Annotated in this window: 12 protein-coding genes; 2 read left to right on the forward strand and 10 right to left on the reverse strand. The window is 32.7% G+C overall.

All coding sequences use genetic code 11. The features are described 5' to 3' along the window. Positions 1–10: 10 nt before the first annotated feature. Positions 11–1474: a hypothetical protein gene (locus LWW95_03435; GenBank protein ID MDL1956091.1), complete on the forward strand. Its 1464-nt coding sequence runs from the start codon at positions 11–13 to the stop codon at positions 1472–1474. Here LWW95_03435 and LWW95_03440 read toward each other — a convergent pair. Next, positions 1434–2225, reverse strand: a complete 792-nt coding sequence (locus tag LWW95_03440; protein ID MDL1956092.1) for an SDR family oxidoreductase — start codon at positions 2223–2225, stop codon at positions 1434–1436. The two genes, LWW95_03435 and LWW95_03440, sit on opposite strands and share 41 nt — an antisense overlap. Beyond that, positions 2209–3690 carry a leucyl aminopeptidase gene (locus LWW95_03445; protein MDL1956093.1) on the reverse strand — a complete coding sequence of 494 codons (1482 nt, stop codon included), beginning with the start codon at positions 3688–3690 and terminating at the stop codon, positions 2209–2211. Before LWW95_03445 ends, LWW95_03440 begins: the two co-directional genes overlap by 17 nt. Positions 3691–3796: 106 nt before the next feature. Between LWW95_03445 and LWW95_03450 the strand changes: the two genes are divergently transcribed. After that, positions 3797–4858, forward strand: a complete 1062-nt coding sequence (locus LWW95_03450) for a hypothetical protein (protein MDL1956094.1) — start codon at positions 3797–3799, stop codon at positions 4856–4858. On the opposite strand, the gene LWW95_03455 is transcribed toward LWW95_03450, so the two are convergent. The 8 genes from LWW95_03455 to LWW95_03490 all read right to left on the reverse strand — a co-directional run bounded on the left by LWW95_03455 (position 4827) and on the right by LWW95_03490 (position 14801). Next, positions 4827–5441 carry a MarC family protein gene (locus LWW95_03455; GenBank protein ID MDL1956095.1) on the reverse strand — a complete coding sequence of 205 codons (615 nt, stop codon included), beginning with the start codon at positions 5439–5441 and terminating at the stop codon, positions 4827–4829. The genes LWW95_03450 and LWW95_03455 overlap by 32 nt on opposite strands. A gap of 36 nt (positions 5442–5477) precedes the next feature. Then, positions 5478–6500, reverse strand: a complete 1023-nt coding sequence (locus tag LWW95_03460) for a hypothetical protein (GenBank protein ID MDL1956096.1) — start codon at positions 6498–6500, stop codon at positions 5478–5480. A gap of 63 nt (positions 6501–6563) precedes the next feature. Continuing rightward, entirely contained in the window at positions 6564–7718 is a 1155-nt protein-coding gene (locus LWW95_03465; protein MDL1956097.1) for a hypothetical protein, read from the reverse strand. Positions 7719–8031: 313 nt separating this feature from the next. Next, the gene (locus tag LWW95_03470) at positions 8032–8922 is read right to left on the reverse strand and encodes an NHL repeat-containing protein (protein MDL1956098.1); all 891 of its coding nucleotides are present in this window, start codon (positions 8920–8922) and stop codon (positions 8032–8034) included. Between the two features lie 21 nt (positions 8923–8943). Continuing rightward, the gene (locus LWW95_03475) at positions 8944–10140 is read right to left on the reverse strand and encodes a cytochrome c3 family protein (GenBank protein MDL1956099.1); all 1197 of its coding nucleotides are present in this window, start codon (positions 10138–10140) and stop codon (positions 8944–8946) included. Positions 10141–10153: 13 nt separating this feature from the next. Then, complete coding sequence (locus tag LWW95_03480) at positions 10154–12067, reverse strand: hypothetical protein (GenBank protein MDL1956100.1); 1914 nt, start codon at positions 12065–12067, stop codon at positions 10154–10156. Beyond that, on the reverse strand, positions 12064–13707 hold the full coding sequence (locus LWW95_03485) for a peptidylprolyl isomerase (GenBank protein MDL1956101.1): 1644 nt from the start codon (positions 13705–13707) through the stop codon (positions 12064–12066). Before LWW95_03485 ends, LWW95_03480 begins: the two co-directional genes overlap by 4 nt. 2 nt (positions 13708–13709) lie before the next feature. Continuing rightward, a complete protein-coding gene (locus tag LWW95_03490; GenBank protein MDL1956102.1) occupies positions 13710–14801 on the reverse strand; it encodes an OmpA family protein in 1092 nt (363 codons plus the stop codon). Positions 14802–14806: the final 5 nt, after the last annotated feature.

The raw sequence follows: 14806 nt of genomic DNA on the forward strand, positions 1-14806 counted from the left end.
AGGCAAGAGGATGACTAAACACTTACCATTGTACTTTGAAAGTTGTTCAAAAAAACCTTTCTTTCTTTTAAGTCGTGTCCATTTTGAAATCCTTATACCAAGAAAAGTTTTTTCATTTATAAATAAACATAAGGAATTTTTTATTCATACACAGAAAAAAGAATTTTGCCATGCATTTTGGGTAGATTTGAAACAAGAGCGAATTTTAGGTATCTTAAAAATAAATAAAAAATATTGTGTTCTTGAATGTTTTACAAAAAAACAAGCAAAAAAAGGAAAAAAGTGGTTAGAAACTGAATTAAAAGAAGCTATTAGATTTAAAGCCTATAGCTATAGACGTTTATCTAATCCTTGGCGAGAAGAAAGGACTTCTTTAAAAGAATATCTTATTCATTATTATGAAAAAGAATGGATTCATACCCCTTTATCATATTTAAATAATCAAACCCCTCTCCAATCTTTGAAAACTAATCGTTCTTCTTTAATCAATCTTATTGAAGAAATGGAAAAAACACTTTTTCTCCCCTATGATTTTAATCGTCTTAGGCAACGATTAAATTTAAATAGTATTTGTTATTTAGATAAAGAAATTGAAAAACAAAAACTAAATTTACAAGAAGAAATTTTAGAGTGTTTAAATACTGCTTTTCGACTCTTACGTGTAATTGAGGAAACAGAAACATTTTCCTCTAATATAATTGAACCATTAATTTCCCTTACACATCTTGTAGATAGACTTAGTGAATTTGCTATTTTTTTAGATAAGAAGCTTTGTTATAAAGATTTGAAAAAAATCACCAGTCAACTTTATGAAGTCTTTGATAAAGTAGAGATACAATTAAAAGAACTATTAGAAGCTATCCCTCAAAAAGAAAAAATAATAGAACTTTATACTGATGAAAATTGGCATCATTTAGAGATAATTAATGAAGAGCCTTTTTTATCTCTACCTCGAAGCTTGGCTAAAGAAGTAATGGCTAATTGGAGAGGAAAAGCAGAAGAAATTATTCTTACTTCAGAAATGGACCTTTTTTCTGTTTTGGAAAAACAGCCTTTAGAATGGATTGAAGCAATAGCTGCTTTTCTCAATCTACTTGAAGGAAATAAGAGTAAAAAAGCATATGTTGATACTATTACTTCTTTTTTAAAAAAACCTTCAAATTTAATTCAGGTAGTGGCTAACTTACCTGAAGAAGCCCATGGAGTATTACGAGTTGTTTTAGAAGCTGGAGGTAGTTTCCCTTATGCCTGCTTAATAAGATACTTTGGTAATGACATTTATGATGGTTTTTATTGGCGAATAAAACCACCACGAAGTGCGATTGGTATTATTAGAGCAAGAGGTTTGCTTTTTGTAGGACAAATGAAAAGAATGGGGACACTAACAAAAGTAGCTTTTATTCCTTCTGATTTACGTCCTATTTTACGTCACCTTACAACAGTCCCCGATAATATCCTCCGTCTACCTGAATAACTGTTCCTGTTAAATAACTTGCTTTTTCTGAAGCTAAAAAAACCACAAGATTAGCAATTTCTTCAGGTTTTGCTAAACGTCCTAAAGGAATCTGCTTTTCCCATAATTTAATAACCTCTTCAGTTGTTATGCCCTTTTCTAATGCTTGTGTTTTTGCTAATTGCTTCACTCGTTCTGTAAGTGTATAACCTGGACAAACACTATTTACTAAAATATTATATTTTGCCACTTCATCAGCTAAAGTTTTTGTCCAACTTACTATGGCTGCTCGTAAACTATTAGAAAGAATCAGTCGTTCAATGGGCTGTTTTACTGAGATAGAAGCCATAGCAATAATACGTCCCCATCTTTCCTTTTGCATATAAGGAATGGCTGCCCAAGCCATATTTAGTGCACTCATTAAAGTAAGATAAAAAGCCTTTTCCCACATCTCTATTGTGGTCTCAACAAAATAGGCAGACGGAGGGCCACCGGCATTTGTAACTAAAATATGAATAGTGCCAAAATGATTTATAGTTTGGTGTATAAATTCTTTTGCCTGTTTGGCTATTGAAACATCAGCAACAATAGGCAATATTTCAGTATCTGTAATTTTTTTAATCTCTTCAGCAGTAGCCTCTAATATTTCTTTATTTCTAGCACAAATTGCCACATTCACCCCTTCCTTTGCCAAACCTAAAGCTATGGCTTTACCCAAACCTCTACTTGCTCCAGATACAGCTGCAATCTTTCCTTTAATCCCCAAATCCATAATTTGCCTCCTTGAGTAGCCAAGTAAGCACTGTCCTTACTGGCACTCCAGTAGCTCCTTCTACATAATATTTCCAAGATTTTTCAAGATAGGCAGGGCCAGCAATATCTAAATGTATCCAATGTTTTACTTCTACAAATTCTTTAAGAAAAAGGGCAGCAGTAATAGCTCCACCATAACGAGAACCAACATTTTTAATATCACCAAAAGTTCCTTTAATTTCTTCTTTTAAATCTTCATCTAAAGGTAAAGGCCAAAATTTTTCTCCTGTTTCTTTACCAATTTCTTGAATATCTTTTGTTAAATTTTCATCATTGCTAAAAATGCCACTTGTAAAACGCCCTAAAGCTACTATACATGCCCCTGTCAATGTAGCCATATCAATAATAACATCTGGTTTAAGCTCTGAAGCATAAATCAAGGCATCTGCAAGAATCAATCTTCCTTCTGCGTCAGTATTATGAATTTCAACACTTTTCCCATTTTTAAAGACAATAATATCATCAGGACGAAATGCTTTTCCTCCAGGCATATTTTCAGCTGCAGGGATGAGACCATGAACTTCACATTGAGGTTTTAAACTAGCTATAGCTTTCATAATACCCAAAACAGCGCAGGCACCAGCCTTATCACTTTTCATGGTCTTCATAAATTGATCAGGTTTAATATTAAGACCTCCACTATCAAAAGTAATACCCTTTCCAATAATAACAAATCGTTTTTTTGCTTTAGAAGGAGTATAGGCAAGATGAATAAATCGAGGAGGATGATAACTGCCTTGACCTACTGCTAAAATGCCATGCATTTTTTCATCTTTTAGTTTTTTTTCATCATAGACAATACATTTTAATCCTACCTCTTTAGCTAATCTTATAGCAATCTCTGCTAGATCTTGTGGTTTAATAACATTACCAGGTTCATTTACTAAATCGCGAGTGAAATTAGCAGCTTCTGCTAAATATTTACCTATTTGTATTGACTTTTGCCATTTTTTTTCAACTAATAGATTTATTTTCTCAATTTTTGTTTTTTCATTGTCTTTTTTATATTTTTTAAACTTATAATTACTTAATAAAACTCCTTCTACTAACCATTGAATAGCTTTTTCTCCCAATTGCTCACTACCTAGATTTTCAAAAGTAACATCATTTAATTTAAGCTCCTCAACTTTTTTTAAAGCAGAAGCACTTGCTTTTCTGATTTTATCTGGCTCTAATTTTTCTTTTTCTCCTAATCCTGTTATAATAAGATACTTAAAATTTGTTTTATCTTTAACAGGCATAAAAACTGTTTTCTCTAACTCTCCCTTAAAATCAATATCCTTCAAAAATTCTATTAATTTGCCTTCTAAAAAGCTATCTATTTCTTGAGCAATAGGAGTTAAACTTAATTCTTTGTATACACCAATAACAAGAGCATTACCCTTTATTTCTTTTATTTTTTTTCCTACTAAAATAAACTCCATTTTTTACCTCCATTACTAAAATAAAGCAAAACACTAAATAGCATGAAAACTATTTAAAATCAATTATCAGCTTGCTCAGAATAAAAGAAGAAGATATTATAATTTTGTGGTTGAGATTACTTTTTCTGCACATGTGCTTTTTAAAGCATTAGAATTCTTTGATAAAATTTTAGGTTCACAAGAAAAACGTTATCTTATATTTTTTTCCAAAGATGGTCTTTTTCTTGGTGGAGGAGATAATTTTTTAAATGCTAACTTAAAGCTTAAATCCCATATTACCCTCCTTCAAAATTACACTTTCCCTTTAGATACCTTACGTCTTTTTCTTAAAGATAAACTTGAACAACCAGTTAAAATAATATTTTCTAATCCTCTTAAATTTATTACACTTAAAGAAAAATTAAGCATTAAAACATGGCCCTCTTCTCTTTCTTTTATACAGACCAAAAATAAATATTTAGGCACAATCTCTGTAAAGACATTGAGACGAATTTTAGATCTAGGTAGTATTATTTCTGAAGAAGGAGAATCTATCTTCCTCTTTTTACAGAAGGGATATTTTGGTGTCTTAAGTGAAAATAAAAAATTTATTTCATGTGCTTTCACACCTTTTAAAACCAATTTTAATGCTACTTTTTCTGTCCAATATACCTTTCTCCGTCGCTTGATAAAAGCACTCCAATTTCTTTCTGAAAAGAAAATTTTTCTTTTTCTTTCTTCTCAAAATTTGATTTTTTTACTTCCACAATTAAAAATTAACCTTGGTTTTTCTCCTATAAACAATGATATTTTTTCTCTTTTACACAATATATTTACTACCCATCCTTTAGTAAGATTTAAGGTAAATTTAAAAGAGTTTAAAAAAAATTTGGCAAAATTAGCTAGAATGCATAAATATTTAACCCCAATTGGCAACATTATCTTTGAATCAGATAATTGCATTTTTAAGATTGTGTCTTCTCAAGGAGATTATATCATCAATTTGCCTTTAAAAACATCTTTATCATCTCCTCTCATCATTGATTGTCATTTCCCTCAGCTTCACAGTTTATGCAGTCGATTAAATGGAAAAGAAATTAATATATCTTTTTTACCAACAGGTTGTTTATTAAAACATGGCCAATTCTTTTGTTTTATTAAAAAGAGGCCTTTATCCCATCTAATATAAATTGAACAGCAATAGCAGCTAAGATAAGTCCCATCAGACGAGTAAATATATTCAATCCAGTAGGGCCAAACCACTTTACAAGGCGTCTAGCAGAAAGCAAAATAAAATATGTAAGCAACGCAGTAATTAAAATACTACTTAAAATAATAAATTTTGCATAAGGTTCTTTATGACCAGCAAGGACAATAACAGTAGTAATGGCACCTGGACCAGCCAACATAGGTGTACCCAATGGAACAACACCAATCTCTTCTTGTTCTTTTGTATAAGCCTCCTCCTCTGGAGTAGTTTTTAATCGTGTGCGTTTTACCTGTAACATTTGCCAGGCAACCATGAAGATAATTATTCCACCAGCAATTCTAAAGGCATGAATGGTAACACCAAAAAAATTAAGTATGTTTTCACCCCAAAGTGTGAATATTGTAAGTATAAAAATAATAGTTAAAGTGGCTTCACGTACAGTTGTTTTTATCTTTGTTGAAGAATACGATGCAGTAAGAGTAATAAATCCAGGAATGAGCCCAATAGGATCAACAATGATAAAAATAGAAATAAAGGATTTTATAATGAATTCTATTTCCATGAATGGGAGCTAGCTCAACTTTCCTTAGGACAGTTTTTAACCACCTTTTCCTGTATGACAGACAAAACAGCCACAGTCTGGGTCTGATGTGCCTGCTTTACACTCATTTTCATAATCCCAACGAAGAAGATCAGGATAAGGTGAACCATGTGGACGATGACAAGAAAGACAAGAAACTTGATCCTCTCCTGGTGTTACAGTTGAGCTAGCTGCTGTCATACCTGTTAAAGTGCTTTCAAGTCTAGCTATAGGGGCTAAAGGATTATATGTTGTATAATTTGCATATTCACCACTATTTGGTAATGCAATATCTGATGGATGTCTTTTCCAATGCTCAGTATTTTCTCCATAAAATCCCCAATGACATGCAGCACAATACCTACTTATAGAGTGAGAAGGATTTGAATAATCCCCTGAACTAGCGGCACCACAATATTCATTATGGTCATTTGAGCTTACAGTATATTCCCAATCATCATCTTCTATACCTGCAACCCCATAAAAATTATAACTACCTTCCTGAAAAGTAGATGGGTGGAAATAGTCAAGACTTAAAAACCTATATTTAACCTCTTCATCATCACCTACAACTGGGCCATTCTCATCTCCATGATGTTTTGGATTATGACAAAAGACACATTTAGTAAGCACCATATTGCCACCACCATGACAACTACTGCAGGTTTTACCACTCTCAAAACCTGGGGTTTGAGAAAAATTTGGATCTTGACTTACACCAGGAATAGCAGTTACATTGTGGCCACATTCATCACAGCCATGAGCTACCCAATAAAAATTTCCACCTGCAAGGGTATTTGTTCCATAAGTTGGCTCAGTTTCAGAAAAGACATAAGGGGTAGTATTTGTACCATCATTTTCTCCTGTGTGACAACCAACACAGTTATTTATTAATAATGACTCATAAGGGCCTCCCCCCGAAAGATTTCCGCCTTGGCTATAGTGCATAGTATGACAATTTGAACAGACACCTGATACTTTCGCCATTGCCACTGCACCATAAAACAATATACATATTACAAAAATTATAACTTTTTTCATTCTTTTACCTCAATTAAAAATCATTTAAGGGTCAGGTCTTTTTTTAGACCTGACCCAATATTTTTATTTTGTAGTATGACAGATAAAGCAGCCACCTATCTCATTGCGTGGATCATCAGAAGTACCTGCCTGCATAGCATTATAATCCCACCTTAAGATATCATCATTAGGTGTTCCATGAGCACGGTGACAGGAAACACAAAGCACAATAGTATCATCACTAAAGGTCACTGTGTCAATGGTCATATTAGCAGAAAGAGAAGCCCAACCTACAGGCGCAATCGGACTATAAGTACCTACTGTTGAGCCTGGATGACCATAACTTCTGTATTCAGAACCAGCATCTGTATTTCCCATATCATAATCAGTTGGATGTCTAAGCCATGGATGACCAAAGCTACCATCATCCATACCTAAGTTACCAGTACCACTATGGAAATCTCCATGACATTCAGCACAAAGGTAACTAATAGTCGCTGTAGAACTAATTGCATCACTATTTCTATCTTCACCTAAATAGACATTATGGTCAGAAGGACTTACAGTTAATTCCCAATCATCATCTTCTATACCTTTAATACCAAGCAAGAAACGATAACTTTTACCAACAGTGGTTCCAGCTTCTGAATCATCATAAGTAGCCAGTTTTAAACAACTATCATCAGCATGATGAGCTCCATAAATACCTGCAAACGAACCTTCTTTATCAGGATCACCATGACAACCATAAGTACCAGCACAAGTAAATTTACTCATATCCCAAGTAGCTGGACGACCATAACTTTCAGCCTGACTATAGCCAGGGGGCTCAGTAAAAGTAGTAGAACCTATACCAGAAACATTATGACCTTTTGCATCTCCAACCGTGGCTGCCCAGTAAAAGTTACCACCTGCCAAAACTTCACCCATACCTGCATGCAATCCATCTGTTGTATAATTTGGTCCACCTTGACTATAAACAACAGGAACAGTAGAACCAGCAACTGTCTTTGTCACAGCAGTACCAGTATCACTATGACAACCAAGACAAGTTGTAATCAATAAAGCTCCTTGGGGTTCGGATAAAGGAGCCCCAGTTTCATCATAGGCCATAGGACTTCCACCTTGACTATTATGCATTGTATGACAGTTATCACAGCGCCCACTCACTTTTGCCATCGCTACCACACCATAAAGCAACATACACATTCCCACTATCAACATCACAACTTTTTTCATTCCCTTCACCTCCTTTCTTTATTATTTTACATAATTCTCTATTTTTCGTATAACTATTTTCTTCTATTATGTCAAGTAAGCAAAATTTATGCCATTGTAAAAAATAAGTATTTATGCTATTTTTGAATAGATAGGATATAAAAAGAAGATTATTTTTCTTCTATTGAGGAAAGTATTTTCACTTTTTCTTTCTTTTATAATTATCCTAATTTTTTACATTTTTTTGTCTAAAGAAAAATTAAGAAATATTTTTCCATTTAAATTTAAAATTTACAATTTTTTCCAATGATTGACAGATTTTGTCACAGATTTGTTATTTTATCTCAAATACCTGAATGCGATTATTACCAGTATCAACTACATAAAGTTGTTTTTTATGTAAAAGGACATAGCGAGGATAATAAAACTCACCTTCTTTCCAACCTTTTCTTCCTATCTCACTAATAATATTGCCATTTTTATCAAAAACAAAGACCTTACACTTATGGGCATCAAGGACATAAAGATTACCACCAGCATCTATTGCAAGACTTAACGGAAAAGCTAGATTTTTTAATGATAAAGAACGAACAAATTTCCCACTATTTTTCTCATAAATAAATACTTCTTTTTTTAAAGGATCAAGAGCATAAAGGTATTTTTTAGTTAATGCTATATCTGAAAACCCTGTAGCATCTTTTGTTTTTATCTGTTTTAAGAATTTATATTCTTTTGGAGAAAAAACTAAGATACGCTTATTTGCTTTATCAATAAGATAAAGATAACCTTCTTTATCTAATTTCATATTGCCAGGAACAGGTTTTGGAGAAATATCATTTAAAGCAAGTGGCTTAATGATTTTTTTCTTTACATCAATAATTAAAACTGAATTTTCACCTTTATTGTTAACAATTAAAAGACCCTCTTTATCTCTAAGCATACACAAGGGAAGTTTTAAACGACCTTCTGCATTGAATTGGGAAATAAATTTGTAATATTTTTTATGATAAGAAACAAGACGATGATTTAGTGTGTCAGTAATATAAATTTTATTTCTTTTTTCATCCAAATAAATTGCTTGTGGTTGTTTAAAATTGCCAATTTCTTCTTCAGCGTAAATAATGGTTAAGAGTTTGGCTTTGGTAAAGGCATAGCAAGAAGTAAGAAATACAAAATGCAAAATGTAAAGTACAAAGCACAAAATAAGAATTTTTTTAATCTTCATTTTTATTCACCTCGCCAAATTTTATGTTTCAATTTTATGACACTGGATACAAAGTTGCTTTCTGTGGTCAAAGATCATATTAAATTTGTATTTTGTGCCCATGGGATTATGACAGCTAACACAATCCATTCCCTTTTTACATCTAGGATCTATTGCCTTTTCCCTAAGAGGATGAGTAAATTGAGCCTGACGCTTATGGCAATTAACACAGACCTTAACAACCTCTTCTTTAAAAAAGAAAGGTTCATTACTACTATGGGCAGCATGACAGTTCAAACAATTGCCTTTTTTTGCCTCTGGATGTTTATAATAATAAACATTACTTAATAATTTATCTTTTGCATCTTGGTGGCAGGTAAAACAGATCCTAGACACAGGAGCCTTTAAGGCTGGTTTTTCATCAAAAAGATGAGGACTGTGACAATTAAGGCAAACATTCTCACCATACCCTAAATAAAGATGAGTATAAAGTGCAGTTTCATCATTTTTAAGAGAATGACACTTTAAGCAAAGTGAACGACTTTTTATTTTTATATCCTTGATTTTTTTTCCCTGCAAAAGGTGACATTCATTACATTGCTTTTTTGCATAAGGTTTGTGGGCAGATTGGCGTAAAAGTCCTTTCTTAGAGGAAGCATGAACATTATGGCAGGAAAGACAGATTTGTGTATTAAAGCTATGAGTATTAGAAATATTATGTGCTGTAGTCATCTTTTTCTTTGAATGGCAATTAAAGCAGAGTTTTTCAGGTTTGATGTTAAGTAGCCACTGAAATTTTCCTCCATGTGCTTGATGACAGGTAAGACAATCCCTTTTTGCAGGAGAATGTAAATTTTTTCCTGAAAGAATCTTTTTCTTTTCATGACAGCTGAAACAAACCTCTGCCTCTTGTTTTTTAAGCAATGCTTTATAAGGAGAAGCATGAGCATTATGGCATTTATTACATTCTCCTTGAATTACAGGCAAATGAGTATAATTTGTCTTTACTTCTTTATGACAATCAAAACATAGCTCTTTAACAGATTTGGTCAAAAGATTTGGCTCATTTGAGGCATGGGCATTATGACAAACAAGACAACCTTTTTGTTTTAAAGGAATGTGTATTCTACCAAGTTTTAATTCCTCTTTTACTCCTGGATGACAGCGCAAACAATCTGTACTAGCATAAATTAAAACAGGCAAAAATAAGTATAAAATAATTAAGATTATTTTCTTCATGGCCTTTTACCTCTTAATGACAATCCTGACAACGTCTTTCACCAAAAGGTTTATGTAGAACATATTTAAATAAAGCTTTATCTCTAGAACTATGAGGTGTATGACATTTGATACAATGCATCTTTGACATCTTTTTACCCAAATGTTTCTGCATCAATGTTTTATCCTTCAAATCATGACAGTTCTGGCAGAGTTTGCTGCCAGAAGCAACAAGTAACTTTGGCAATTTGCTATAATGGGCACGATGGCAAAGAGCACATTTACCTTCATCAATAGGCTTATGGATAAATGTTTCTGTCTCAGCCTTTATTATTATATCTTCTTCATGACAGGAAAGACAAAGCCCTTTCCAGGGACGATAAAGTTGATGGGAAATCTTGCTACCATGCGGACTATGGCAAATAGTACATTCTCCCTTCTTCAATGGGTCATGCACATTCTTTTCTTTTATCACCCTTTTTTCTATAGTTTTATGACAAGGATAACAACCCTCTGCCCCAATACGGATTAATTGGTCTGGATTATCAGATGCATGATGTTCATGACACTGCTCACACCTTCCACGTTTAAAAGGCGGATGTAAAACAGTTAAACCTTTTTTCATCGTTCCATGACAGTAAAAACAAAGCTCTTTATGTCTTACAGGGAAGAAAAATTTGTATGAAGCAGAATGAGGATTGTGACATTTGTAACACTCACCTTTTTCAGCCGGTGTATGAACATTTATTTTTTTGAAACTTTTAGCAGTTTCTTTATGACACTTATAACAAAGCCCAGGTAAACTTTGCACTAAAATCCTTTTTTGTGCAGAAGCATGAGCATCATGACAGACAAGGCAATTTTCCTCATTTGCTGGTGGATGGCGATAAACTTTAGTAAATTTTTCTTTTTTATGACATTCATAACAAATACCAGCTACAGGTTTTAAAAGCAATCTATCAGCATCAGCAGAATGTGGATTATGGCAAATAACACATTTTCCCTCATTTATGGGCTTATGGACAAAAGAAAGTTTTGTCTTTTCTACCATAGACTTATGACAACTAAGACAAACTTCCTTTTCTTCTTTTGCTAATATACTAGCATGGTTGCTGGCATGAGGTTTATGACAGATAAGACAGGATTCTTTTTCTAAAGGAAGATGTTTTTTTAAAGCATTAAAAGGAGGCTTTTTCTTATCATGACAACTATAACAAAGATCATTACCTTTTATTTTAAGACCAAATGGGTTTTCTGCTTCAGGTCCTAAGTGACAGGTATCGCAATCTTGAATAGGCTTATGAGCATAGAGTTTAAAAAGAGCCTTTTCTTTACCACTGTGAGGGCTGTGGCAATCAATACAGTGATTACCGCTTACTTTATAATTAGCATGAGCTTTAACAAAATTAGACTTTTTAATATCATGACAATCAAGACAAAGGATTTCTTTTGATTTTTTTAGACGATTTGCAATATTGGCATAATGAGGTAGATGGCATGTTTGACAATTTTTTGCAGGAGAATGAAGAAATGATAGGATAAATTTCTCAGATGTATGACAAGAAAGACAAGTTTCTTTTGGTCCTTTTACTAAAAGGAATTCATATGAGGCACTATGTGGATTGTGACACTTTAAACAATTTCCTTTTTCAAAAGGAGAATGAATCTTTTTAGCCTTAAGTTCTTTTAAATCTTTATGACATTCATAACATAGCTGTGGTAAAGCCTTATTAAGATAAACACCACCAATAAGACCATGGGAACGATGGCAAGCCTCACAATTTTTATTTTTGACTGGTGCATGAATTATTTTTTCTGAAAGAAATTTTTGAAGTTCTTTATCATGGCATTCAATACAACGCCTACCTGTTGTGATTCTTCTTTCTGGTTGTGCACAGGCAAAAACAAAGATAAATAAAAATAATCCAAACAATAAAACTTTTTTCATTTATCACTCCCTACAAGCTCTTTATTTACCTTCTCTAGCGCTTCTTTGTCAATCTTTATTTTTGAAAGCCTTTTAAGCTCATTTAAATAAGTGACAACAAATTTATTAAACTTCTCAACCCAAATATCTTTTTTAACTTGCTTTTTTACTAACTTAAATGGTAAAGGTTCAGGAAATTTTTTATCTTCAAGCAATATAATACTATAATAGCGTCCTTCTTCTATAACTGGTGAAATCTCACCTGGTTTTAATGTTTTAATAACTTTTCTTATGCTTTCAGGTAATTTATCTTCAGATATCCAACCTACAAGACCTCCTTTTTTAGCAGAATCACTTTTTGATTTTTTCTTAGCAAGTAAAGCAAAATCTGCTCCTGCCAAAAGTTCTTCATGAATATCTTCTGCTTCCTGAGCTGTAGAGACTTTAATTAAACGTATGTAATATTTTGCAGGAGACATATACTTTTCTTTTTTATGTCTTTCATAATATTTTTTCATTTCTTCTTCTGTAACAGTAATTTGAGGAGCAACAATTTTGCGCTTAAATTCGTTGACAAGCAGACTTATTTCATAAATTTTTAACTTTCTTTTCAATTTTTTATCTTTTTTCAAGTAACTGCGACTTAATGCCTCCTGTTCTGCTATATGCACTTTAATCAATTCCTCCAACACTTCCTTTTTAATATCGTCCATCTTTACTTTTATGTCCCAGCGTCTTTGCATTGCCTGATAGCCCCAAAGTTTTCTTTTTAAAATAGGCAAAAATTCTTTTACATAGATAGGTTCTCCATTCACCCAGGCAATAATGCCTTGTATTTCTCTTTCAGGATCTAATTTTTCAAGAAGGTCTTTATTAACTTTTACTTTTGCTTTTTTTCGCCAATTATTTATTAATTCTTCTCTTTTAACCTTCTTTTTCTCTTTTAGCAATTTTCTTCGCATGCTTTTTTTTACTTTTTCAAACTTAGCCATATCAGGCTTTTTTATCTCCACCAATTTTATGATGTAAAAGCCTGAATCAGCTTCAATAATATCACTTATTTCTCCAGGACTTAGGGAAAAAACTGTTTTCTTCCACTTTTCTGGCATTCTTTCTAAAGGAATAAAACCCAAATCACCTCCTTTGGCTGCTTGAGGGTCTTCTGAGAACTTCTTTGCTACTTCTTTAAACTCCTCTCCTGCTTTAATGCGCTTTAAAGCCTCTTCTGCCTTCTTTTTATCTCTAGTAAAGATTTGATAGACATGAATTTTTGTATTTCTTTCTCTATATATTTTCCTCAGTTCTTCATCTGTTATTGTGATGTCTTTTAATTCCTCCTCCCAAAGGGCATCAAGACACAGATTGCGTTTATATTCTTCAATTGCATTAAGATAATCAGGCTCTTTATCCAAACCTAATCTTTTTGCCTCTTGGGCTATAAGATAATTTTCAATCATTCTTTGCAAAGCATTTTCAATTACATCTAAATTAAGCTTTCCTGCTGTTGTCCTACCACGCATCTGCATAAGAAGATGAAAATCAGAAAGGGCATTTTTAAAATCATCAACTTCAATTACTTCATCATTTACTTTGGCAAGAAAAGCAAAAAGAAGATTGGGAAATAGAATAAAAAGAATAATGAATAAAAAAGACTTTTTCATAATTACTTTATCCTCACAGTGATCTCCACCCGTCTATTTTTCGCTCGACCATCAACTGTAGCATTATCTGCTATAGGATACCTCTCTCCATAACCTATAATGACTGTTTGATAAGGAGAAAGATTAAATCGTTTTAGAAAGAAATCTTTAATTATTTCTGCCCGGCGTAAAGATAATCTTATATTGTAGATTTCTGAACCAACATTGTCTGTGTGACCAGCAATAATAGCTCGTTCCCAAGGGTATTTTTTTAAACACCTTCCCACTTTTTCTAGTTCAGAATAATAGGCAGGAGAAAGAAAGTCACTATCAAAATCAAATCTTATCTGTATTTTCTTTTCACCTTTACAGGGATCAATAGCTTTGGTCTTCCTTTTTTTAAAAAAGATAGGCTTTTGAGCAGCTAGCATTGTAAATCTTCTTTCAAACCTTTTTGAAATTTTTTTAATTTTTTTCTTAGCAGATTGTAAACTGTGTCTAATAACAGTTGGCTTAAGTTTTGTTAATCTCTTTTTTGTTCTACTTACCCGCCTTTTTATTTTCTCTTTTTTAGCTACTGCATAAGGGATTTCCTTAATCTTTATTGTTTCTATCAATTCATCCGCTACACGCTGAGTTAATTGAGGCAATGTTCTTACACGGGAGATGTTTAGAAATCTAACATAATCTTCTCCATTTTTTTCAATTGAAGCCTTCCAAAGCACTTCTGCATCTTCTGTAGAAACCATGCGCACAGAAAAATTTAAATAAGGGATCCCTCCTTTTTCTTCAAAAGTTAAAATTTTACCAAAAATAACAGCATCAATTTTATATCTTCTTTTAAGCAAAAGGAGCCTTGCACGATCAAGACTACTACCAATCTTTATTCTCTGTTCTACCATAAAATCAATAATGTTACCTAAGTCTTCAATCACAAAAAGATCTTTCTTTGCCAATTCAGCTATAAATATCTGAGTAACAATTTCTCTTGCCCAAGGATTAGTAGAAAGATTAGAAAATGGGAAAACAGCAACTTTTTTCACCCCTTTGAGTTCATAATAATCAACATAGTGATGTGAAAATGGAGAACTACAAGTAGTTAAAAAACAAAACATAAATA

It is taken from the genome of Candidatus Desulfofervidus auxilii (genome assembly GCA_030262725.1).
GTDB lineage: Bacteria > Desulfobacterota > Desulfofervidia > Desulfofervidales > Desulfofervidaceae > JAJSZS01.